At 68.6% G+C, this 21,537-nt stretch carries 20 protein-coding genes and 1 pseudogene; 16 read left to right on the top strand and 5 right to left on the bottom strand.

Annotation, left to right across the window (positions count from 1 at the left end):
- Nucleotides 1–181: 181 nt before the first annotated feature.
- The 3 genes and pseudogenes from JWS14_RS25555 to JWS14_RS25545 form a co-directional block, all read left to right on the top strand.
- Nucleotides 182–1,648: pseudogene (locus JWS14_RS25555) on the top strand (sodium:solute symporter family protein); the annotation flags it as partial.
- Between the two features lie 123 nt (nt 1,649–1,771).
- Entirely contained in the window at nt 1,772–2,407 is a 636-nt protein-coding gene (locus JWS14_RS25550) for a TetR/AcrR family transcriptional regulator (protein WP_206014703.1), read from the top strand.
- Nucleotides 2,404–3,363, top strand: coding sequence for a C-terminal binding protein (locus tag JWS14_RS25545; protein ID WP_206014702.1), 960 nt, complete (start codon nt 2,404–2,406; stop codon nt 3,361–3,363). Before JWS14_RS25550 ends, JWS14_RS25545 begins: the two co-directional genes overlap by 4 nt.
- 28 nt (nt 3,364–3,391) lie before the next feature.
- Here JWS14_RS25545 and JWS14_RS25540 read toward each other — a convergent pair whose 3' ends face one another.
- On the bottom strand, nt 3,392–4,174 hold the full coding sequence (locus tag JWS14_RS25540; RefSeq protein ID WP_206014701.1) for a class II aldolase/adducin family protein: 783 nt from the start codon (nt 4,172–4,174) through the stop codon (nt 3,392–3,394).
- Between the two features lie 115 nt (nt 4,175–4,289).
- Nucleotides 4,290–4,874: a TetR/AcrR family transcriptional regulator gene (locus JWS14_RS25535; protein WP_206014700.1), complete on the bottom strand. Its 585-nt coding sequence runs from the start codon at nt 4,872–4,874 to the stop codon at nt 4,290–4,292.
- A 98-nt stretch (nt 4,875–4,972) separates the two neighbouring features.
- Between JWS14_RS25535 and JWS14_RS25530 the strand changes: the two genes are divergently transcribed.
- The 3 genes from JWS14_RS25530 to JWS14_RS25520 all read left to right on the top strand — a co-directional run bounded on the left by JWS14_RS25530 (nt 4,973) and on the right by JWS14_RS25520 (nt 8,556).
- On the top strand, nt 4,973–6,370 hold the full coding sequence (locus JWS14_RS25530) for a cytochrome P450 (protein WP_206014699.1): 1,398 nt from the start codon (nt 4,973–4,975) through the stop codon (nt 6,368–6,370).
- Between the two features lie 76 nt (nt 6,371–6,446).
- The gene (locus JWS14_RS25525) at nt 6,447–7,970 is read left to right on the top strand and encodes an MFS transporter (protein ID WP_206014698.1); all 1,524 of its coding nucleotides are present in this window, start codon (nt 6,447–6,449) and stop codon (nt 7,968–7,970) included.
- Nucleotides 7,960–8,556 (top strand): acyl-CoA-like ligand-binding transcription factor, encoded by a 597-nt coding sequence (locus JWS14_RS25520; RefSeq protein ID WP_072938902.1) that lies wholly within the window; start codon nt 7,960–7,962, stop codon nt 8,554–8,556. The genes JWS14_RS25525 and JWS14_RS25520 overlap by 11 nt, the downstream gene beginning before the upstream one ends.
- A 4-nt stretch (nt 8,557–8,560) precedes the next feature.
- Here JWS14_RS25520 and lhgO read toward each other — a convergent pair whose 3' ends face one another.
- Nucleotides 8,561–9,766: an L-2-hydroxyglutarate oxidase gene (gene lhgO / locus JWS14_RS25515; protein WP_072938905.1), complete on the bottom strand. Its 1,206-nt coding sequence runs from the start codon at nt 9,764–9,766 to the stop codon at nt 8,561–8,563.
- Nucleotides 9,767–9,808: 42 nt separating this feature from the next.
- On the opposite strand from lhgO, the gene JWS14_RS25510 reads away from it, so the two are divergent.
- The 10 genes from JWS14_RS25510 (at nt 9,809) to JWS14_RS25465 (ending at nt 18,470) form a co-directional block, all read left to right on the top strand.
- Nucleotides 9,809–10,078, top strand: a complete 270-nt coding sequence (locus tag JWS14_RS25510) for a helix-turn-helix domain-containing protein (protein ID WP_072938908.1) — start codon at nt 9,809–9,811, stop codon at nt 10,076–10,078.
- Nucleotides 10,079–10,158: 80 nt separating this feature from the next.
- Nucleotides 10,159–10,731, top strand: a complete 573-nt coding sequence (locus tag JWS14_RS25505) for an ATP-dependent Clp protease proteolytic subunit (RefSeq protein WP_095863192.1) — start codon at nt 10,159–10,161, stop codon at nt 10,729–10,731.
- 64 nt (nt 10,732–10,795) lie between these two features.
- Nucleotides 10,796–13,102, top strand: a complete 2,307-nt coding sequence (hypF, locus tag JWS14_RS25500) for a carbamoyltransferase HypF (RefSeq protein ID WP_206014697.1) — start codon at nt 10,796–10,798, stop codon at nt 13,100–13,102.
- Nucleotides 13,103–13,146: 44 nt separating this feature from the next.
- On the top strand, nt 13,147–13,896 hold the full coding sequence (locus JWS14_RS25495) for a hydrogenase assembly protein HupF (RefSeq protein WP_072938914.1): 750 nt from the start codon (nt 13,147–13,149) through the stop codon (nt 13,894–13,896).
- Nucleotides 13,893–14,585, top strand: a complete 693-nt coding sequence (locus tag JWS14_RS25490; protein ID WP_072938917.1) for a D-sedoheptulose-7-phosphate isomerase — start codon at nt 13,893–13,895, stop codon at nt 14,583–14,585. Before JWS14_RS25495 ends, JWS14_RS25490 begins: the two co-directional genes overlap by 4 nt.
- On the top strand, nt 14,582–15,682 hold the full coding sequence (gene hypE, locus JWS14_RS25485) for a hydrogenase expression/formation protein HypE (protein ID WP_095863188.1): 1,101 nt from the start codon (nt 14,582–14,584) through the stop codon (nt 15,680–15,682). Before JWS14_RS25490 ends, hypE begins: the two co-directional genes overlap by 4 nt.
- Before the next feature lie 26 nt (nt 15,683–15,708).
- Complete coding sequence (locus tag JWS14_RS25480) at nt 15,709–15,981, top strand: HypC/HybG/HupF family hydrogenase formation chaperone (RefSeq protein ID WP_005244643.1); 273 nt, start codon at nt 15,709–15,711, stop codon at nt 15,979–15,981.
- A gap of 25 nt (nt 15,982–16,006) precedes the next feature.
- Nucleotides 16,007–17,134 carry a hydrogenase formation protein HypD gene (hypD, locus tag JWS14_RS25475; RefSeq protein ID WP_095863187.1) on the top strand — a complete coding sequence of 376 codons (1,128 nt, stop codon included), beginning with the start codon at nt 16,007–16,009 and terminating at the stop codon, nt 17,132–17,134.
- A gap of 7 nt (nt 17,135–17,141) precedes the next feature.
- Nucleotides 17,142–17,933, top strand: a complete 792-nt coding sequence (locus JWS14_RS25470) for a DUF6390 family protein (RefSeq protein ID WP_206016189.1) — start codon at nt 17,142–17,144, stop codon at nt 17,931–17,933.
- A 36-nt stretch (nt 17,934–17,969) separates the two neighbouring features.
- Nucleotides 17,970–18,470 carry a hypothetical protein gene (locus tag JWS14_RS25465; RefSeq protein ID WP_095863186.1) on the top strand — a complete coding sequence of 167 codons (501 nt, stop codon included), beginning with the start codon at nt 17,970–17,972 and terminating at the stop codon, nt 18,468–18,470.
- 7 nt (nt 18,471–18,477) lie between these two features.
- Here JWS14_RS25465 and JWS14_RS25460 read toward each other — a convergent pair whose 3' ends face one another.
- Nucleotides 18,478–19,245, bottom strand: a complete 768-nt coding sequence (locus JWS14_RS25460) for a DeoR/GlpR family DNA-binding transcription regulator (RefSeq protein WP_072938927.1) — start codon at nt 19,243–19,245, stop codon at nt 18,478–18,480.
- Between the two features lie 11 nt (nt 19,246–19,256).
- A complete protein-coding gene (gene pdxA, locus JWS14_RS25455) occupies nt 19,257–21,485 on the bottom strand; it encodes a 4-hydroxythreonine-4-phosphate dehydrogenase PdxA (protein WP_206014696.1) in 2,229 nt (742 codons plus the stop codon).
- Nucleotides 21,486–21,537: the final 52 nt, after the last annotated feature.

Here is a 21,537-nt window from a genome sequence, read left to right as displayed (position 1 = left end):
AAACAGGGTGTGAGCTGGCTCGCACCATTACTTCACGATTTTCTGAAGTAATTATTTGTATCAAGTGATTTATTTCACGTCAATGTTCTCCTACCGTCTAGGGCAACGGTCTGACGAGACCGGCACCGACGGGACCCGCGCCCGTCATCACCGATCCGCTAGGACACGTGAAGGACGCACCATGGACATCACCATCATCCTGATCTACCTGGGCGCGATGCTCGCGTTCGGCTGGTGGGGCAAACGCCGGGCGAGCAACTCCAGCGAATACCTCGTCGCAGGCCGCCGCCTCGGCGGATTCCTCTACACCAGCACGATGGCGGCGGTCGTCATCGGCGGCGCCTCCACCGTCGGCGGCGTCGGCCTCGGCTACAAGTACGGCATCTCCGGAATGTGGCTGGTCGTGTCGATCGCCGCCGGCGTGCTGCTGCTCAGCCTGCTCTTCGCGGCGCGAATCCAGCGCCTGAAGGTCTACACCGTCTCCGGGATGCTGAAACTCCGGTACGGCATCGACGCCACCGGCGCGTCCGGTCTCGTGATGATGGCGTACACGCTCATGCTGACCGTCACGTCCACGATTGCCTACGCCACCATCTTCAACGTGCTGTTCGGCTTCGACCGGACGCTGTCGGTGGTCCTCGGCGGCCTCATCGTCGTGGCCTACTCCGCGATGGGGGGCATGTGGTCGATCACGCTCACCGACGTCGTCCAGTTCGTCATCAAGACCATCGGCGTCTTCGTCCTGCTGCTGCCGTTCACGTGGAGCAAGGCGGGCGGGTACGCCGGCATCAAGGAGCGCGTGGGCGAACAGGCACTCGGGCTCGGCACCATCGGCACCGGCACCATCATCACGTTCTTCGTCGTCTACACCCTCGGCATCCTCATCGGTCAGGACATCTGGCAGCGCGTGTTCACCGCGAAGTCGCCCGAGGTCGCACGGTGGGGCGGCGTCACCGCCGGCATCTACTGCCTGCTGTACGGCGTCGCGGGCGCGCTGATCGGTCTGGCCGCATCCGCCCTCATGCCCGACATCGGTTCGTCCGACGACGTGTACGCCGACGTCGCAGTCCACGTCCTGCCAGTCGGCCTCAGCGGCATCGTCCTCGCCGCCGCGGTGGCCGCGATGATGTCGACCGCGTCCGGCGCGCTGATCGCGACCGCCACGGTCGCCCGGCAGGACGTCCTTCCGCTGGTCGCCCAGATCTTCGGCCGTACCCGGCCCGAACTGGACACGTCCGACCCGGAAGCCGACGTGCGCGGCAACCGTCTCTACGTGATCGTGATCGGCCTCGTCAGCATCGTGATCGCCGCGCTCATCAACGACATCGTCTCCGCGCTGACGATCGCCTACGACATCCTGGTCGGCGGACTCCTCGTCCCCATCCTCGGCGGACTGGTCTGGAAGCGCGCCACGGGAACGGCCGCGATGGCGGCCATGGCGGTGGGCACCCTCGCGACCATCGCCACGATGTTCGTCGTCGGCGACGTCATGGCGAACGAACCGGTGTACGTCGGACTCGTCAGCGCCCTGGTGGTATTCGTCGCGACCAGCCTGTTCACCGAACCCACCCCGGCGAACGTGATGTCCGTGTGGAACGCGCGAGTGTCGGGAAAGGACGAGGAAGAGCCGGTTCCGGTCCCGGCACCGAGCGGTGCGAGCACATCGACACCGAGCGGTGCGAGCACATCGACACCGAGCGTCGCGAGCACATCGACACCGATAGCCTGAGGGACACCGGCGCACGAGGGTGAGTGCGCACGAGCGGGAGGAATGATCGTGCCGAAGATCGTCGACCACGACGAGCGGAGACAAACGCTCGCCGACGCCGTTCTCGCGTTGATCGCCAGGGAGGGAATCTCCGCCGTCACCACGCGGGCGGTGGCGGAGGAGAGCGGATGGTCGACCGGAGTGTTGAACCACTACTTCGGGTCCCGGCACGAACTGCTCCTCGGGGCGCTTCGCCGGGCCGGCGACATCCAGGGTGACCTGTACCGGACGATCCTCGAGGAGGAGGGCGCCGGTCCGATCGAGAAGCTGCGGAACATCACCGCCAGCATCCTGCCGCTCGACGAACGCCGACTCGCGATGACCCGCGTCTTCCTGTTCTTCTATGCGGAGGGGGCGGCCGAGGACACGGCCCGCGGTGAGATCGCGGGCTTCCTCGCCCGCTGGCGCGGCGTCGTGCGCGAGGCGGTCGTCGCCGCCCAGCGGGAGGGCATCGTCTCCGCCGACCTCGACGCGGACGCCGTCACCGTCGCGCTGGTGGCGCTGACCGACGGGCTTGCACTGCAGGCCATTCTGGATCCCGTTGTCATGGAAGCGATCAGCACCGGGGACGCGGCCGCCCGCTGCGTCGACGCCGCCGTGCGGCGGACCACCGAAGAAGCGGGAGCGGTGGGCACATGACCGACCGTGTCGTCGTCCTCGACGGCTTCATCCCGGCCGAAGTGCTGTCCGATTCTCTTGCCGCCGCGGGTATTTCCGCGGAGGTGATTCATCAGTCCGAGTTCCCGTCCGGACCGGGTGTCGTCGCCCTGCTGGTGGGTCCGGAAAACACCGGACTCGAGCCGCGTCACCTGTCGGCACTCCCGGACCTGCGACTACTGTCGGCCACCTCCGCCGGGTACGACCACCTGCCGGTGTCGGCGGCGCACGAACGCGGCCTGTGGGTCACGCGGGCAGTGGACTACTGCACCGAGGAGGTCGCGGACCACGCGTTCGCGCTCGCCCTCGGGCTGATCCGATCCACCCACACCCTCGACGGTTCCGTGCGCGCCGGCGGGTGGGACGTCACGGCCGCACCGCCGCGGCGCATCGCGGGAACCGTGCTGGGCCTCTACGGCTTCGGCCGGATCGCCGGCGCGCTCGCGGTGCGGGCCCGGACGGTGGGGATGACCGTGCTCGTCAGCGGTCGCGGGCTGAGCGACCGCACCGCGGAACTGGCGGCCGACGGCATCGAGGTGGTCGGGTTCGAGGAACTGCTGCGCCGCTCCGACGTATTGAGTCTGCACGTTCCCCTGACTCCCGAGACGCAGGGCCTGATCGACGAGCGCGCGCTGGCGACGATGCGGCGCGGCGGGTATCTGGTGAACGTCTCCCGCGGCGGACTCGTCGACCACGACGCGCTCGGAGCAGCACTGCGCAGCGGGCACCTGGCCGGTGCTGCCGTCGACGTTCTTCCGAACGAACCTCCCGCACAGGATGATCCGATCTTGCACATCCCGAATCTCGTGATCACCCCGCACGCCGCGTGGTACTCGCCGCAGGTCGCGCGCACGCTGGCGGAGCAGTCGGCGCGCAACGTCGCCGCGGTCCTGACGGGCGCATCCCCGGTGGGAGTCGTTGCCCCACCGGGGATGTGATTGCCCCTGTCAGTCCTTGTGGCGCTGTTCAGTCCTTGTACTCGGGGGCGGTCCGGTCCAGCATCCGCAGCAGCGCCGCCCACGCCATCTCGTAGGCCTGGTCGTCGGCGAAGTCGTCGGTGGCCTCGCCGGCGAACTGCCGCGCCGTATGCTCGGCGATCTCGGGCGATGGAACGCGCAGGTCGCCCGATGCCTGGGCGGCGATCTGGATGTCACACGCCTTCTCCAGGTAGAACATTCGCAGAAACGCCTCGGCGGCGGACTCGCCGACGGTGAGCAGTCCGTGATTGCGCAGGATCATCGCGGGGTGATCGCGCAGATCCTCGACCAACCGCACCCGCTCGGCCGTGTTGAGGGCGATGCCCTCGTAGTCGTGGTAGCCGACCCGGTTGTAGAACTCCATCGAGATCTGGTTCAGCGGCAGCAGGCCCTGCTCCTGCGCGGCCACCGCGCACCCGGCCTTCGTGTGGGTGTGCAGCACGCACTGCGCGTCCGTCCGGGCCTCGTGGATCGCGCCGTGGATCACGAATCCCGCAGGGTTGACGTGATATTCGGACGGTTCGACGAGTTCGCCGTCGAGTCCGATCTTCACCAGGTTGGAGGCGGTGATCTCCTCGAAGAGCAGGCCGTACGGGTTGATGAGGAAGTGATGTTCGGGCCCGGGAAGCCGGACCGAGACGTGCGTGAAGATCAGGTCGGTCATCTTGAAATGCGCGAGCAGCCGGTACACCGCCGCGAGTTCACGACGCAGTTCCGTCTCGGTCTTCACCGGACTCGTTCGGCCCTGCGACGTAACGGTGGGTGCACTCATGCGGGATCTCCTTGATCACGGAACGGATTTCGGCTTAAATATATCAACTGATTTATTTAAGTGCCAGTGTTTGGCTGCCCGTGATCGACATGTAGACGTCGTCGAGACGAGCGGCTCAGTCGAGCCGTCCACCCAGCATGCCCCGCAGCGAGCGGAGACAGAGTTCCCGTAGCTCGCTCTCGGCGATCGAGGGGTGGTCGAGCCAGTCCATGCAGACGGCGCGGACGAAGGCGATCCAGCCGCGCACGGCGACGCCGACGAGTTCGCGCTCGCCGGCGGGCGGATCGAGCGCGTCGACGATGCGGCGCTGCTGCGCGTCGAGTTCCCGGTCGACGATGGCCCGGATGTCGGCGTCGGCCGACAGCGCGCCGCGGTTGATGGCCCGGACTCCGTGCCGGTGGCTCGCGACGTGCTCGAAGTACGCGTCGAGTCCGGCCGCGACCTGTTCCTCGACGGGGAGTGTGGAGTCGGGGGCCGTCACGTCGAGGAGTCGTTCGGATTCGCGTTCGACGATCGCGGCGAAGAAATCCCGCTTCGTCGGGAAGTAGTGGTACATCAATCCGCGCGACACCTCGGCGAGTTCCGCGACCTCCTCGATCCAGACATCCTCGTAGGGGCGGTCCGCGAACAACCGCGCGCCGATGTCGAGCAACTGCGCGCGCCGCTGCTCCGGGGCGAGTCGACGGCGGGCGCTGGTCATGCCAGCCACCGTACTGCTTGACACCGGTTCAGTAAGGCGTACCTTGCGTACTAGACATCAATTCAGTAACGCGGGCCACATCGACACGGGGGTCGACAATGAGCGTCGGATCACTGCACAGCACAGCGGAGGCGACGATTCCGCATCCCCGATGGCGGCTTCCCGTCTTCGGCGACGTGTTCGGGATCAGCATCCGCACTCCCGTGCAGAATTCGATGGAGATCGGCAGAAAACTCGGGCCCATCTTCGAACGCGACATTCTCGGCAACCGGTTCGTGTTCGCCTCCGGCGCCGACATGGTCGCGGAACTCTCCGACGAATCCCGGTTCGCGAAGCACCTGGCGCCCGGCGTCGCGTCGCTGCGTGAGGTCGGCGGCGACGGGTTGTTCACCGCGTACAACCACGAGCCGAACTGGGGCAAGGCACACAACCTGCTCGCACCGGCGTTCACGAAATCCGCGATGCGCTCGTATCACCGCACGATGCTCGACGTTGCCGGCGAACTGACGGAGCACTGGGACGAGCGCGTGGGCGACTCCCCCGTCGACGTGTCGTCCGACATGACGAAGCTGACGCTCGAGACCATCGGCCGGACGGGGTTCAGCTATTCCTTCGATTCCTTCCGACGCGAGCGCCCGCACCCATTCGTGCAGGCAATGGTCGGCGCGCTCAGCCATTCGCAGCGCACCACGTTCGTGAAGTCGACGGCGCTCGGACGCCTGCTGGTCCGGCGGTCGGATCGCCGCAACGTCGCCAACCTGGAACACATGGCCGAGGTCGTCGACGAGGTGATCCGCGCCCGCCGCGACAGCGCCGAGGCCGGCCCCGAGGACCTGCTCGAACTCATGCTGCGGGCGGCCCGGGAGAACGACCCCCACCGGATCGACGAGTTGAATATCCGCCACCAGGTGGTGACGTTCCTGGTCGCGGGACACGAAACGACCTCCGGTGCACTGTCCTTCGCCCTGTACTACCTGTCGCGGCATCCCGACGTCCTCGCGAAGGCTCAGGCGGAGGTCGATGCGGTGTGGGGCGCCGAGGAACCCGCGTTCGAGCAGGTCGCCAAGCTCCGCTACGTGCGCCGGGTGCTGGACGAATCGTTGCGGCTGTGGCCGACGGCGCCCGCGTACGGCCGGGAGGCGACGGTCGACACGACCCTCGTCGGCAAGTACCCGATGAAGGTCGGCGACTGGGTCCTCGTCCTCATCCCCGCGCTGCACCGCGACCCCGTGTGGGGTGACGACCCGGAGGCGTTCGACCCCGACCATTTCCTGCCCGAGCGCATCCGGTCCCGTCCCGCGCACGTGTACAAGCCGTTCGGGACCGGCGAGCGCGCCTGCATCGGACGACAGTTCGCCCTCCACGAGGCGGTGCTGGTTCTCGGCACGATCCTGCGCCGGTACGACATCGCGGGCGACCCCGGCTACCGCCTGAAGGTCGCCGAGCGGCTCACCCTCATGCCGGAGGGATTCACGCTGCAGTTACGCCGACGCTGAGCACTGCCGCCCCTTGACAGCCACAAAGTGAGAGTTACTATCAAAATATAGTAACTTCCTTTCGAGTGGAGCTGTCATGAGTGAAACGACGGTCATCGAAGTCGCCTCCCGCCGCTGGTGGGCGCTCGGAGCCCTGTCCGTGGCCATGCTGACCATCGGTCTCGACATCACGGTCCTGACGGTGGCGCTGCCCACGCTGGCGGTCGATCTCGGAGCGGACAACTCGCAATTGCAGTGGTTCAGTTCCGCATACACGCTGGTCCTCGCCGCGGCTCTCCTGCCTGCCGGGGCACTCGGCGACCGGTACGGCCGCAAGAAACTGCTGCTCGGCGCACTCCTCTTGTTCGGTGCCGCGTCGCTGCTCTGCAGCTACGCGAACACGTCGGGCCAGCTGATCGCCGGACGCACTTTACTGGGACTGGGAGCCGCCGTGATGATGCCGCTGTCGATGGCCGTGCTGCCCGTCCTGTTCCCCGACGCGGACGAACGTTCGCGGGCACTGACCATCTGGGTGACGTCCACCGCGATCGGACTGCCCCTCGGCCCGATCCTCGGTGGCTGGCTGCTCGGGCACTTCTGGTGGGGATCCGTGTTCCTGATCAACGTGCCCCTGGTCGTCGTCGGCGCGATCGCCGTCGCAACCCTGGTGCCGGAATCGCGCAGCGAGGAGCGGTCGACCACCGACTACCTCGGCGCCGTGCTGTCGTCGCTCGGGTTGCTCAGCCTCACTTATGGTTTCATCAAGGCCGGCCAGGACGGCTGGGGCGACACACTGGCCTTGACGTCGATCGCGGCGTCCGTGGTCGTGCTCGGGCTGTTCGCGATGTGGGAACGGCGGTCACGGCATCCGCTGATCGACACGTCGTTGTTCGCCAGCCCAGGATTCCGCTGGGGCACGATCTTCACGACGCTCGTCAACTTCGGGATGTTCGGGCTGTTCTTCACGGTGCCGCAGTACTTTCAGGCCGTGCTCGGAGTGGACGCGCTGGGCAGCGGCCTCCGCCTGCTGCCGTTGATCGGCGGACTGCTGGTCGGCACCCGGCTCTGCGACCAACTGCTTCGGCGGGCCGGCGCCCGGCCGGTCATCGTCATCGGGTTCGCACTGCTCACCGCGGGTCTCGCGACCGGCGCCCTGACGTCCGCCGATTCCGCGTACTGGTTCACCGCGACATGGATCGCACTCGTCGGCGCGGGAATGGGTTTCGTGATGCCGGCGGCGATGGGTGCCGCCCTCGGGGCGTTGTCGGCCGAACGGTCCGGTTCCGGCTCGGCACTGATCCAGGCGCTGCGACAGGCGGGCGGCACGATCGGGGTCGCGGTGCTCGGCACCGTCCTCGCCACTCGGTACCGGTCCGAACTGGGCGAACTGGACGTGAATCCGGTCCGCGACGGCGTCAACGCCGGCGTCGCGGTGGCCAAGGCAACCGGCGACCCGTCGATGCTCGCGCACGTCCAGGCGTCGTTCGTCTCCGGGATGAGCCTCATGCTGTGGATCTGCGCGGGAATCTGCGCCGTCGCGGTCGTGCTCGCAGCGCGTTTCACGCCCCGCGATACCCCGGCCCCTGCGCAGGATGAGTCAGAATCGGTACATGTCCACTGATGCCCGACCAGGCCTCCGGGAGCGGAAGAAGGCGCGCACCCGGCTGACCATCCGCGCCGAGGCGTTTCGGCTGTTCCACGAACAGGGCTACGCCGACACCACGATCGAGCAGATCGCGGAGGCCGCGGACGTGTCGCCGAGCACGTTCTTCCGCTACTTCCCTACCAAGGAACAACTGGTCCTCGCCGACGATCTCGATCCGCCCATGATCGAGGCCATCGAGGCGCAACCGCCGGACGTCCCGCTGATCACCGCGTTCCGGAAGGCCGCCGAGTCCGTGTTCGCCGGTCTGTCCGAGGCGGACATGGAGTTCGAGCGGACGCGTCAGGAACTGATGTATTCGGTCCCGGAACTGCGCGGGGCCATCATGCAGGAGATGGTGCGCAGCATCGACATGATCGCGGGCGTCACGGCGCGCAGGGTCGGGCGCACCGCCGACGACTTCGAGGTCCGCGCGCTCGCCGGGGCCATCGTCGGCGTCGTCCTCGGTGTGGTCGATCTGCTGCCGGGGAATCTGCCGCTCGCCCTGCGCGCACTGGAATTCCTCGAGGACGGGCTGCCGCTCGGGCGGGACACCACGTCGTAGACCGTCACGTGGTCGTGCGTTCGAGAACTTCCGTCACGACGTGTTCGGCGATGGCGAGCGACGACGTCGCACCCGGGGAGGGCGCGTTCCGGACGTGGATCACGCGGTGCCCCCCGGTGATGACGAAGTCGTCCTCGAGGCTGCCGTCGGCGTTCATCGCCTGGGCGCGAATGCCCCGGGGGCCGCGGGTGACGTCGGAGCGGCGCAGGTCGGGCACATACTTCTGCGCCTCCTTCACGAACTGGCCCGTACTGAGGACGGTGCGGGCCTCGCGGACCGCCGCCGCGGTGTTGTGCGCGGCGAACCGCCAGAATCCGGGAAACCCGACCGCGGACACCACGTCCGATGCCGACCACCCCCGACGGTCGTACGCCTCCCGCCCGAGGGAGAGAAAAGCGTTCGGCCCGAGCATGATTCGCCCGTCGATCCGCTTGGTGAGGTGGACACCGAGGAACGGGTACCGAGGATCCGGGACCGGGTAGATCAGCCCCTTCACGAGTGAGGACCGCTCCGGCTCGAGCAGGAAGTAGTCGCCGAAGAACGGCACCACCCGGGGGGTTCGCGGTTCACCCGACAGCAGCGCCACCCGGTCGGACTGCAGTCCGGCGCACGTGACCACCAGGTCGAAGACCTCACTGCCGTGCCCGGTGGTGACCACCGTTTCCGACGCCCGGCTGTCCAGACCCACGACCTCCCGGCCGAGCAGCACGCGTCCCCCCGCCGCGGCGATGTCCGCGGCGAGGGCCTCCGCGATCGCCACGTAGTCGATGATCGCGGTGTGCGGCGAGTGCACGGCGGCGACCCCGCGGGCGTGCGGTTCGATCTCGGGGATCTCCGCCCCCGCGATCTTGCGGATACCGGGAACCCCGTTGGCCACCGCCCGGTCGAAGATGGCGTCCATCCGGCCCACTTCGGACGCGTCGTGGGCGACCACCACTTTGCCGCACTCCTCGTAGGCCACACCCTTGTCCTGCGCGTACTGCTGCAGGAGGGTGACGCCGCGGCGGCACAGGCGCGCCTTGAGGCTGCCCGGCGGGTAGTACAGACCGGCGTGGACGACGCCGCTGTTGTGCCCGGTCTGGTGGGCCGCGACCCGCGTTTCCTTCTCGAACAGCGTCACCTCGACGGCGTCCATCCGGTGCAGAAGTTCCCGGGCGACCGCCAGACCGATGATGCCGCCGCCGATGACGGCCGCACGAACCTTCGCCATGAGCACCCCTCCGTATACCGTTTTCGAGATACCATCGATGGTATGTCGACCACCCCTCGACGCACGTCTTTTCCCGGACTGGGGAACCTGTCCGATCGGCGTCGAGCGCTGCTGGACGAACTCGTCACCACCCGCCGCGAGCGGGGTCTGACGCAGACGGAGATCGCCGCCCACATGGGCACGTCGCAGTCGGCCGTGGCACGGCTCGAACGCGGCGACGTCGATCCCCGCCTGTCGACACTCGAACGGTATGCCGAGGCCGTGGGCGGGACGGTCGACTGGACGATCTCACCGCACCGGGAGTCACCATGATCTGGCCACCACCCACCCCACCGTCGGTCCCGCCTTTTCACACGCCCTGGCAGCCGGACCCCCGGTTACCGTCGGCACCGATGCCCGTCACGTCCGTCGGCGCTACCGGTGGTCCCGACTGGCTGGCCGAGCGCCTGTTCGACAAACGGATCGTCTCGCTCACCGGCCGGCTCGACGCGGAGGCCACGAACCGTGCGGCGGCGTCGCTGGCGCTGCTCGACGCGTCCGGCGACGACGAGGTCCAGTTGTGGCTGCACGGCGTCGACGCCGACGTCGACGCGGCCGCCACGCTCCTCGACACCCTGGACCTGATGGGCGTCCGGCTGCACGTGCACTGCCGCGGCGACGTCCGCGGAACGGCGATCGCTCTCCTCGCGCCTGCCGACCGCCGGACGGCGGCGGCGCACGCCACGTTCCACCTCCTCGAACCGCGGACGTCCTGCACCGGTCCGGCGTCGGACGTCGCCATCGCCGCGGAACAGCACGAGCAACAGCTGCGCAGACTCCAGCAGCGGATCGCCGACTCCTGCCGGCGTCCCGTCGACACGGTGATCGCAGACATGCGGGACCACCGGATCCTCACCGCCGACGAGGCCCGCGACTACGGGCTGATCGACACGATCACCGGTGCGCGCACCGTCGAAGGCGAGTGATCCGGCAGGCGGACCGCGGGCGCGGCTCTTGCGCCCCGCACCTCGGCGGGGGAATCATCCGAGGATGACGGTCGAACGATCGCGCATCACGGTCCACGGGGTCGTGCAGGGGGTCGGTTTCCGCCCGTTCGTCGCGCGACTGGCCGGTGACCTGGGGTTGCACGGCCACTGCGGCAACGACGACGTCAGCGTGTTCATCGAGATCGAGGGCAAGTCCGCGTCGGTGTCGGAGTTCGTGCGGCGGCTCCGCACGGACGCGCCGCCGATGGCCGTGATCGTGGACGCGACGGTCCAGCCCGTGCCGGTGCGCGGGGACGAGTCGTTCCGGATCATCGACAGCAGGCACGCCCCCGGCGCACGGACGCTGGTGTCGCCGGACGTAGCGACGTGCGCGGATTGCCTTCGCGAACTGGCCGATCCGCACGACCGCCGGTATCGGCACCCGTTCGTCAATTGCACCAACTGCGGGCCGCGGTTCACGGTGATCACCGACCTGCCCTACGACCGGCCGAACACCACGATGGCCGAGTTCCCGCTGTGCGCGGCGTGCCTGGCCGAGTACCGCGACCCTGCCGATCGCCGGTTCCACGCGCAACCGGTGTGCTGCCCCGACTGCGGTCCGCACCTGTTCGCCGAGATCGACGGTCGCCGGGTGGACGGGGACGACGCCGTGATCACCGCGGTGCAGGGGGCGTTGCGGGGCGGCCGGATCGTGGCGGTCAAGGGCCTCGGCGGGTTCCACCTCGTGTGCGACGCCGCCGACGCGTCCGCCGTGGCGACCCTCCGGGCACGCAAGCACCGCCCGGACAAGCCGTTCGCGGTGATGACGGCAGACCTGTCCATCGCCGCCGAACTGTGCGAGATCTCCGAACCCGAGAGCGCGCTGCTGCGGCACGCGGCCCGGCCGATCCTGTTGCTGCACAAGCGGAATACTGCCACGATTGCCGACGGAATCGCGCCCGGGATCGACGACCTCGGCGTGATGCTGCCGTACACCCCCCTGCATCACCTGCTCTTCACCCGGACCCCCGGCAGCGACGTCGACCCACCGCGGGTGCTGGTCATGACGTCGGGCAACCTCAGCGGCGAACCGCTGTGTTTCGACAACGACGACGCCCGTACCCGGCTGCGGGACATCGCCGACGTGTTCCTGATGCACGACCGCCGGATCGCGGTGCCGTGCGAGGATTCCGTGCTGGCGGTGGCGGATGCGGCGGTGCTGCCGATCCGGCGCTCGCGCGGGTTCGCGCCGCTGCCGGTGGTGCTGCCCGCGCACGGCCCGGAGATCCTGGCGGTGGGCGCGGAGATCAAGAACACCTTCTGCCTGACCCGGCAGGACTACGCGTTCTGTTCGGCGCACCTCGGAGACATGGGCAGCCTGGAGAGTCAGCGCGCCTTCGAGACGTCGGTGCGGCAGCTGACGCAGCTGCACGGCATCACCCCGGAGGCCGTGGTCGCCGACCGGCACCCCGGATATTCGACGCGCCACTGGGCCCGGCGCTACAGCGACAGCACCGGCGTCCCGCTGCTCACCGTGCAGCACCACCACGCGCACGTCGCATCGCTGATGGCCGAACACGGACTGGTCGGGACGACGGTGCTCGGTGTCGCGTTCGACGGGACCGGGTACGGCTGCGACACCACCGTGTGGGGCGGCGAACTCCTCCTCGTCGGCCCGGACATCCTCGACTCGCGGCGGGTCGGACACGTGCAGCCGTTCTCACTGCCGGGTGGCGACGCGGCCGTCCGGAATCCGGTGCGGGTGGCACTCGCGCTGCTGCACGAGTGCGGCATCACCGACGTCGGCGGACTGCCCTGCGTGACGGCGATCCCCGCCGCGGAACGCGCGGCCGTGGAATCGCAACTCGTCTCGGGTGTCGGATGCATCAGGACGACGAGCGCGGGCCGCCTGTTCGACGGCGTCGCGTCGCTGCTCGGGGTCCGGCACCGCGTCACGTACGAGGCGCAGGCGGCCATCGAACTCGAGGCCCTCGCCCGGACCGCCCCGCACCCCGCGCCCCTCACCATGCAGGTGGAGAACGACCAGCTCACTCTGCCTCTTCTGGTGTCCGGCATCGTCACAAGTCTGCGCGACGGAACCCCGCCCGCGGCGCTCGCGCTCGGCTTCCACCATGCCCTCGCGGGCGCGACGGCGGACCTCGTCGACCGGGCCGCCACCGCGACCGGTGCGTCGACGATCGGGCTGACCGGAGGAGTCTTTCAAAACCGTTTATTCCTCGCACTGGTGAGAGCACACTGGGAGAGCAGCGGTTATCGAGTCCTCACCCACCACCGGGTGCCTCCCAACGACGGAGGACTCTCCCTCGGCCAGGCGGTGATCGGTGCCGCGGCAACCATGCGCGGACCGTGACGTCGGCAGCCCCCGACCGGACGGCCCGGGACGGGAGCTAGTGAATGACCACCACCGCAGAGGCGGGCGGGCACCTCGTCGACACGGACCTGTCCGCGGATCTCGCCGCCGCGGCGTTGTCGCTCGCCCGCAAATTCCATGACGGGGCGACGCTCTGGGTGATCTCACCGCAGTGGGAACCGCACGCCCATCACGTCGCCGTCGAATTCGTCCATCCCGTGATCATGGGCAAACGGGCGCTGCCGTCGGTGGCCCTCGTCGAACCCGATCCGGTGGCGCAGGCCCGGGTGGCGAGCAGGCCCGGCGACATCCTGCTGGCGGTGGCGTCGGCGAACGAACCCGCCGTGGTCGACGCCATGCGCCGCGCACCGGCGTGGGGGGCGATGACGATGTGGATCGGGGCGGGCCCGCGGCCACCGGCCGGCGCGGCGAACCACATCCTCTGGGTCGACTCGGACGACCCGATGGTCCCCGCCACCGGACGGTTCGTCCTCATGTACCACCTGCTGTGGGAACTCACGCACGTCTGCTTCGAGCACTCGGGACTGCTGAAGCCTGACGCCGAGGAGTGCGACGAGACGGTCTGCGTCACGTGCAGCGACGAGGGCCGTCTCGGTGAAGTGGTGATCGAGCCCGCCGAACCCCTCGGCCCCGCCCTGGTCCGCACGGCCGCCGGCGAGGAATGGGTGGACGTCAGCGTCCTCGGCGACGTCCGGCCCAACGACCTCGTCCTGGTGCACGCGGGCGCGGCGATCACGCGACTCGACGACACGAGTCCGGAGGCGAACCGATGACCACCCACGACTCGGAGAGCACCAGCTTCCTCTACCCGTTCATCGACTCGGAGGAAACCGACGCCCAGAGCCTCCTCGACGACCTCGCCGCCTCCGCCCGTGGGAAGGCCGCCGAGAGCGCGCGTCTGCAGAAGGCGTCCCTCGACGAGTACGGGGACGGTCTCACGGCGGCCGGGATCGACATGGCCGACCGGTTCCGCCGCGGCGGCCGGCTCTACACGTTCGGCAACGGCGGCAGCTCCACCGACGCCGCCACGCTGGCGTCGCTGTTCAGCCGTCCCGCCCGCGGACGCCCGGTGGCGGCCTGGTCGCTCGCCGCCGATCAGGCCGTGGTGACGGCGCTCGGCAACGACGTCGGCTTCGATCTGATCTTCAAACGGCAGATCATCGCCCACGCCCGGGACCGCGACGTCGCGATCGCGCTGTCGACGTCGGGGAACTCGGACGACCTGATGACCGCGCTCACCGAGGCGAAGCAGCGGGGGCTGTTGACCATCGGGTTCGCCGGGCACGAGGGCGGCCGGATGGCGGCGATGGCGTCCGCAGGCGAACTCGATTTCTGCTACACCGTCCATTCGCAGAGCATCCACCGGATTCAGGAGAGCCACGCGATGCTCGGGTACCGGCTGTGGTCGGTGGCCCAGGAACACATGACGCGGCCCGCTCCCAACTCCGTGGAGGCTTCATGAGCACAACTGAACCGGCGACGTCGGCGGAACGCGAAGACCGGGTCCTCGAGCGGATCGACAAGTTCCGGCAACGCCGCCCCCGGCTGCTCGACGAGGTGGTGACACTCGCTCACGGTGCGGGCGGAAAGTCGTCGGCCGCGCTCGTCGACGCGGTGTTCGTGGAGGCGTTCCGCAACGAGGAACTCGAGCAACTCGGTGACGCGGCCGCGCTCACCATGCCGTCGGGTGAGCGGCTCGCGTTCTCCACCGACTCGTACGTGGTTCAGCCGCTGCGGTTTCCCGGCGGTTCCATCGGGCATCTCGCGGTGCACGGGACCGTCAACGATCTCGCCGTGTCCGGTGCGCGCCCCAAGTGGTTGTCAGCGGCGTTCGTCATCGAGGAGGGTTTCCCGATCGCCGAACTGCGGGAGATCGTCGCCGACATGAGCGAGGCGGCTGTCCTGTCGGGAGTGCAGATCGTCACCGGCGACACCAAGGTCGTCGGCAAGGGCGCCGCTGACGGGGTCTACATCTCCACCGCCGGCGTCGGTGTCATCCCGGAGGGCAGGCGGCTGTCGCCCGACCTCGTGCGCGCGGGCGACAAGGTGCTGCTGTCGGGCACGATCGGCGCACACGGGATGGCCGTGATGCTCGCCCGCGGCGACCTGGCCATCGAGGCCGACATCGCCTCCGACACGGCCCCCGTCAATTCTCTGGTGGAGACGCTGCTGGAGGCGGCCCCGTCGACGCGGTGGATGCGGGACGCCACCCGTGGCGGCGTCGGCACCGTGTGCAACGAACTGGCCCATGCCTGCCAGCTCGCCGTGATCATCGATGAGCAGTCGCTGCCCATCGAGCCTCAGGTGCTCGGTGCCTGCGACATGCTCGGCATCGACCCGCTGTACGTCGCGAACGAGGGCAAGTTCGTCGCCATCGTCGCGGCGGAGGAGGCGGACGCGGCCGTCGCGGCGCTGCGAGCCCACCCGCGGGGAGCCGACGCGACCGCGGTGGGCGAGATCCTGGCCGAACCGCCGGGCATCGTCGCACTGCGAACCTCGTTCGGCGGCAGCCGGATCGTCGACATGCTCGTCGGTGACCCGCTCCCCCGAATCTGCTGAAGAACAGCCCGAGAAGGAGAACCACGATGTGTCTGGGGATACCCGGTCAGGTGGTCGACATCGTCGACGCCGAACAGCATCTGGCCAAGGTGGACGTGAACGGCGTCCAGAGAACGATCAGTGTGCGACTGCTCGCCGAAGAGGGTCTCGTCGTCGGTGACTGGGTGCTCGTGCACGTCGGCTTCGCGATGGCGAAGATCGACGAGATCGAGGCGCAGCTGACGCTGGATCAGGTGCAGAAGATGGGCGCCGACTACGTGAACGAGATCGACGCGTTCAACTCGTCCGAAATCGCGTGACAACAGCAAGAACGAGGTAACAGGGATGAAGTTCGTCGACGAATTCCGGGACCCGGCGGCGGCGCGCGCCCTGGTCAAATCCATCACCGAACTGGCCCGCGGTGACGAGTTCAAGTTCATGGAGGTGTGCGGCGGGCACACCCACACCATCTACCGGCACGGCATCGAGCACCTGCTTCCGGAGTCCGTGGAGTTGGTGCACGGCCCCGGATGCCCGGTGTGCGTCATCCCGATGGGCCGAGTCGACGACGCCATGTGGCTGGCCGAGCAACCCGGCGTCATCTTCACGACGTTCGGCGACATGATGCGGGTGCCCGGATCCAAAGGAAACCTCATCGAGGCGAAGGCCCGCGGCGCGGACGTCCGCTTCGTGTACTCGCCGCTGGACGCGCTGAAGGTGGCCCTCGACAACCCCGACCACCAGGTGGTGTTCTTCGCCGTCGGGTTCGAGACCACCGCGCCGTCCACCGCGGTGACCCTGGTGCGCGCGCGGGCGCTGGGCGTGCAGAACTTCAGCGTGTTCTGCAACCACGTCACGATCGTTCCGCCGATCAAGGCCATCCTCGAATCCCCCGACCTGCGGTTGTCGGGTTTCCTCGGCCCGGGCCACGTGTCCACCGTGGTGGGGCTGCGGCCGTACCGGTTCGTGTCCGAGGTGTACGGGAAACCGATGGTGGTCGCGGGCTTCGAGCCTCTCGACATCCTCGCGTCGGTGCACATGCTGCTCCAGCAGATTCGCGAGGGCCGCTGTGAGATCGAGAACCAGTACAAGCGGGTGGTGCGCGCGGAGGGCAACGTGCAGGCACTGAAGCTGATGGCCGAGACGTTCGAACTGCGCCCGCACTTCGAATGGCGCGGACTCGGTTTCATCTCGCAGAGCGCGCTCAAGGTCCACCGGAACTACGCCGAGTTCGACGCCGAGGAGAAGTTCTCGATGCCGGGTGTGCGGGTGGCTGATCCGAAGGCCTGCCAGTGCGGCGAGGTCCTCAAGGGCGTCATCAAACCCTGGGAATGCAAGGTGTTCGGGACGGCGTGCACCCCGGAGACTCCGATCGGCACGTGCATGGTCTCCCCCGAGGGTGCGTGCGCCGCGTACTACAACTTCGGCCGGCTCCACCGCGAGACGGCGCAATTGCTCGGTCAGCGAGGCTGACCAGGTGATCCCTCCCGGGCACCGCGTGTTCGCGCAGTACGCGCACGCCCCGAATGCCCTGGGGTACTGCGGTCCTCCCGGCTCGGAGCGACTGCAGGCCGTCGCGTGCGGCGGCACGCCGGAGACCGATGTGGTGGCGATGGCGAGGCAGTTCAGCGGCGCGTGGCCGTACCAGGAGGTGATCGCCCGGCTCGCCGGAATCGCGGACCCATTGGACGAGAGGGTTGTCCGGGGGTACTGGATCGCGGACGAACTCTCCGACCACATCGACCGGGCCGAGTTCGGCTCCGCCCTGCTGTCCCGCCTCGCGTCGCAGGCCGGTCACTACTGGAAGCACCTCACCGCGGACCTGCTCGGGGAGGCGGCGCCCACCCACAACTTTCACGTGTTCGGGGTGTACCCGTGGTCGCGGCTGCTGGACACCGGAATGCCGCAGCCACTGCAGGTTCTCGACTCCTGCCGCATCCGCTGGGGTGAGGTGGTGGGGGTCGACGCCGATCGTGCGCTCGTCCGGTCGCGCCGACTGCACTGGGACGGAACCCGGCTGTCGCTCGGCCCCGAGCAGGACGACCCGGCCGACTACCGCGTGCCAGAGGGAACTTTCGTGCACGACCTCGCCGTGGGCGACCGGGTGGCGGTGCACTGGGATTTCGTGTGCGACCGCCTCGACCCGGACCAGGTCGAGCGGTTGGCCCGGCAGACGGAATGGCAACTTGCACAGACCAATCGACGACTCGATCGGGAGGTGACCATCACTTCACCGAAACGGACAGACCGGAACGTTTCCCGGTTACCATGACTACAACTCACGGCCTGTGGCCGGATCGGAGCCGACATGAAGAAGATTCTGAACTCCCTGTCCGAGGACGAGTTCGTGCTGATTCGCGAGACCAAGAAGGCGCAGATGGCCGGCTTGGACGAGGACAAGCTGATCAAGCTGCACACCCGCGTTCGCCGCGCCCGCAACAAGCACGTCAAGCTGTACCGCCAGGAAGGCGCAGCGAAGGTCGAGGACAAGGGAGCGCGTGCGGCCGGTAAGGCGGCCAACGTCCGCAACGCCGACAAGGCCGAAGTCTTCGAGGCAGCACTCAGCCGGGTGAGCCGCCAGTTGGCGACGGCGGCACGCGCCAGCGCTCAGGACTTGAAGGACGAACGACTCGCCCGTGCCCGCAGCGACTCCCCCTCCTTCAGCGAACTCGGCGACAGTGACGGCAAGGTCGGCTCGTCCGGCAAGGCCCGCGTCGACGCCACCCGGAAATCGTCCGGCCGCAAGAAATTCGAAGCCTCCACCATCGCCGCGGGCGCACGGAAACAAGCGAAGAAGGACAAGCGGTAAACCGGCGTCAGACGCGCACGACACGCATCCCTGCGGCTTCGAAGGACGCCGTCTCCCCGATGTCGGCGGAGTCGTCGGTGACGATGGTGGTTCCGGGTGGGATCGGCGCCCACGCATGGAACGGGCGCTGCCCGAGTTTTGCCGCGTGCGCCAGCACGTACACCTCGTCCGCGCGGGCGATCATGATTTCCTTGAGGCGCGTCTGCTCCAGTTCGGCTTCGCAGATGCCCAGATCCGCGGTGACGGCATCCGCCCCGAGGAACGCGCGATCGAACGTGACACGTTGGAGGGTGGCCTCCGCCAGCGGTCCGACGAACCCCTGACTGAGATGGCGGAGTGTTCCCCCGATGCACTCGACGCGCACGGAGTCGGCGTCGGCGAGCGATTCGAGGGCGGTCAGACCGGCCGCGATGACCGTGATGTCTTCGATGTCGCGCAGAAACTCCCCCATCGCACCCACCGTGGTGCCCGCGTCGAGCAGGATGGTCTCGCCCGGCCGGACCTGGCTGGCGGACCATTCCGCGATAGCGCGCTTCGCGTCGAAACCCTCGAGAGCGCGCTGGCGGAGTGACGATTCCTGCTGGGGGTCGAGCGCGATGGCGCCACCGTAGGTGCGGGCGATCAGCCCCTGGGAAGTGAGCTGGCTCAGGTCCCGCCGGATGGTGGAAGCGGTGACACCGAACTGTGCCGACAGGTCGTCGACGCTGGCCAGCCCGCTCGACCGGGCCAGCCGCACGATCTCGGATCGGCGTGCTTCCGACTCGCGAACCGCCATGTTTCGTCCCCCTACTTCACAACCGCTGTGCTGGTTGCCAATTCGGCAGCCTGACGAAGAGCTTCGACCATACTACCGGCCTCCGCAATACCCTTGCCTGCGATGTCGAAGGCGGTGCCGTGGTCGACGGACGTCCGGATGACGGGCAGCCCGACCGTGATGTTGACACCCGCCTCGATGCCGAGGACCTTCACCGGCCCGTGCCCCTGATCGTGGTACATCGCCACGATCAGGTCGTAGTCGCCGCGTCCCGCGAGGAAGAATGCGGTGTCGGCAGGCAGGGGTCCGTGGACGTCGATGCCGTCCGCCTTCAGCAGCTCGACCGCGGGAATGATCTTCTGCTCCTCCTCCCCGTAGCCGAACAGCCCGTGCTCGCCGGCGTGCGGGTTGATGCCGCACACCCCGATCTTCGGTTCCGGGATTCCGGAGCGCACGAGCGCCTCGTGCCCACGCCGGATCGTCCGCTCGACGAGTCCGGGTTCGATCTTCGCGACGGCGTCGAGCAGGCCGATGTGGGTGGTCACGTGGATCACCTTCAGCTTCGGCGTCGACAGCATCATGGACACCTCCTCGGTGCCGGTGAGGTGCGCGAGGAGTTCGGTGTGCCCCGGGAAGATGTGGCCTGCGGCGTGCAGGGCCTCCTTGTTGAGCGGGGCCGTGCAGATGGCCTGCACCTCACCGCGCACCGCGAGTTCGCTGGCGACGCGGATGTACTCGTACGCGGCGTGACCGGCGACCGGGGACAGTTCGCCCCACGCCAGGTCTTCGGGCAGGAGGTCGAGATCGATGACGTTGACGCGCCCGGGCACCGACTGCGCGTCGGCGATCGATTCGACGGTCACGATGTCGACGTCGATGCCGAGCACGTTCGCCGCGAGACGCAGCCGCTTCGCATCGCCGATGACGACGGGCTTGCACCAGGACAAGGTGGCCTCGTCCAGCAGGGCGGGGACGATCACCTCGGGGCCGATTCCGGCGCCGTCGCCCATGGTGACGGCGACGATGGGCAGGTTCGCGGTATCGGTTGACGCGCTCATGTGAGGTCCTCGCTGTGTGGGAGTGTGGGTGGGCGGCTCATGGCCGCACAGGTAGGCCGCGATCGCGGAGAGACTGGTCGAGTCGCCGAAACTGCCGGGCTTGGTGACGACGCGACGGCCGTCGGACGCGACGGAGGCGACGGCGCCGTGGTGCACCTCGTGGACCGGCCGGAGTGACGTGATGCCCAGCGCGTCGACGACGGCCCGCGCCGTCTCCCCGCCGGTGAGCACGAGATCGGAGCGGTGGCCGTTCTGCAGGGCGGCGACCAGTCGGCCGAGCGCCGCCGACAGCGTCCGCGCGTTCGACGGGTCGACGTCTCCGGTGACCGTCAGGACTGCGTGACCGCTGTCGAGTGCGCGGCGCAGGGGCCCGGTGTCGACGTCGCCGAGGAGAAGGTTGCGGGCGCCGACGGGGATGTGCCGGGCACCGTCGGCGACGAGTGATGCAACCTGTTGCACAGCAATGGGTTCCGCCGTTCCGACGACGGTCAGGACGGAGTCCGCGGGCGTGACCGCGGGAGCGGTGACGTCGCGTCGGGGCAGGGTGCGCGCCACGGCCGCGGCGAGGGCGGACGTCCCGGCCAGTCGCACTCCGGGAATGGTGCGGCAGGCCAGGACGATCGAGTCGAGGTCGGCCTCGGTCTCGACGTCGCAGATCGCGATGGCGCCGTCGGACGCCGCGCGGGCCAGCGCCTGGCCGACGCCGGGACCGCGGGGCACGCACCGCGTGGGACGGCCCGGGAAGAGTGCGGCCACCGAATCCGGGGGCGGGGTGGATTCCGCCGACCAGACGCCGGCGGCATGGAGTGGCGTCGAACCGACGTGCACGACGCCGCCGCGCACGGTCCGGTCGAGTGCGGGCAGGCCCGCCGCGAGAACCACCGGACCGCCGTCGGCGAGAATCCCCACCTCGGCCCCGATGTTCCCGCGCAGAAGTGAGTCGATCTTCTTCACCACGAGCGTGCCGGACGGAACGCCGTCGAGGGCACGGCGCATCGTCCGGGCCGCACCCTCGGCGCTCATCGACCGGGTGTCGAGATCCGCGATGACGACTCCGCCCGCCGCGTGCGCCTCGCCGGCGCCGAGAAGGAGCGACAGGGGCGCACTCCGGTCGAGAAAGGCGCTGGCCACTTCCGCCGCACCGGACAGGTCGTCGGCGAAGACCGCGACCGCCGGATCCGGTCCGATCGAGTTCGGTCTCATGACGCCGCCTTTGCCCGATTATGTGCGCGTTCCGTGCATCGAATGCTAGCAG

The organism is Rhodococcus koreensis (assembly GCF_017068375.1).
Lineage (GTDB): Bacteria > Actinomycetota > Actinomycetes > Mycobacteriales > Mycobacteriaceae > Rhodococcus_F > Rhodococcus_F koreensis.
This window is presented reverse-complemented; position numbering and strand designations above follow the sequence as displayed.

Coding starts and splice junctions, on each gene's coding strand:
- JWS14_RS25550 (WP_206014703.1), top strand. CDS start 1,772: ATGATCGTGCCGAAGATCGTCGACCACGACGAGCGGAGACAAACGCTC.
- JWS14_RS25520 (WP_072938902.1), top strand. CDS start 7,960: ATGTCCACTGATGCCCGACCAGGCCTCCGGGAGCGGAAGAAGGCGCGC.
- JWS14_RS25545 (WP_206014702.1), top strand. CDS start 2,404: ATGACCGACCGTGTCGTCGTCCTCGACGGCTTCATCCCGGCCGAAGTG.
- lhgO (WP_072938905.1), bottom strand. CDS start 9,766: ATGGCGAAGGTTCGTGCGGCCGTCATCGGCGGCGGCATCATCGGTCTG.
- JWS14_RS25505 (WP_095863192.1), top strand. CDS start 10,159: ATGCCCGTCACGTCCGTCGGCGCTACCGGTGGTCCCGACTGGCTGGCC.
- JWS14_RS25480 (WP_005244643.1), top strand. CDS start 15,709: ATGTGTCTGGGGATACCCGGTCAGGTGGTCGACATCGTCGACGCCGAA.
- JWS14_RS25465 (WP_095863186.1), top strand. CDS start 17,970: ATGAAGAAGATTCTGAACTCCCTGTCCGAGGACGAGTTCGTGCTGATT.
- JWS14_RS25495 (WP_072938914.1), top strand. CDS start 13,147: ATGACCACCACCGCAGAGGCGGGCGGGCACCTCGTCGACACGGACCTG.
- hypE (WP_095863188.1), top strand. CDS start 14,582: ATGAGCACAACTGAACCGGCGACGTCGGCGGAACGCGAAGACCGGGTC.
- hypF (WP_206014697.1), top strand. CDS start 10,796: ATGACGGTCGAACGATCGCGCATCACGGTCCACGGGGTCGTGCAGGGG.
- hypD (WP_095863187.1), top strand. CDS start 16,007: ATGAAGTTCGTCGACGAATTCCGGGACCCGGCGGCGGCGCGCGCCCTG.
- JWS14_RS25510 (WP_072938908.1), top strand. CDS start 9,809: ATGTCGACCACCCCTCGACGCACGTCTTTTCCCGGACTGGGGAACCTG.
- JWS14_RS25490 (WP_072938917.1), top strand. CDS start 13,893: ATGACCACCCACGACTCGGAGAGCACCAGCTTCCTCTACCCGTTCATC.
- JWS14_RS25525 (WP_206014698.1), top strand. CDS start 6,447: ATGAGTGAAACGACGGTCATCGAAGTCGCCTCCCGCCGCTGGTGGGCG.
- JWS14_RS25540 (WP_206014701.1), bottom strand. CDS start 4,174: ATGAGTGCACCCACCGTTACGTCGCAGGGCCGAACGAGTCCGGTGAAG.
- JWS14_RS25460 (WP_072938927.1), bottom strand. CDS start 19,245: ATGGCGGTTCGCGAGTCGGAAGCACGCCGATCCGAGATCGTGCGGCTG.
- JWS14_RS25530 (WP_206014699.1), top strand. CDS start 4,973: ATGAGCGTCGGATCACTGCACAGCACAGCGGAGGCGACGATTCCGCAT.
- pdxA (WP_206014696.1), bottom strand. CDS start 21,485: ATGAGACCGAACTCGATCGGACCGGATCCGGCGGTCGCGGTCTTCGCC.
- JWS14_RS25535 (WP_206014700.1), bottom strand. CDS start 4,874: ATGACCAGCGCCCGCCGTCGACTCGCCCCGGAGCAGCGGCGCGCGCAG.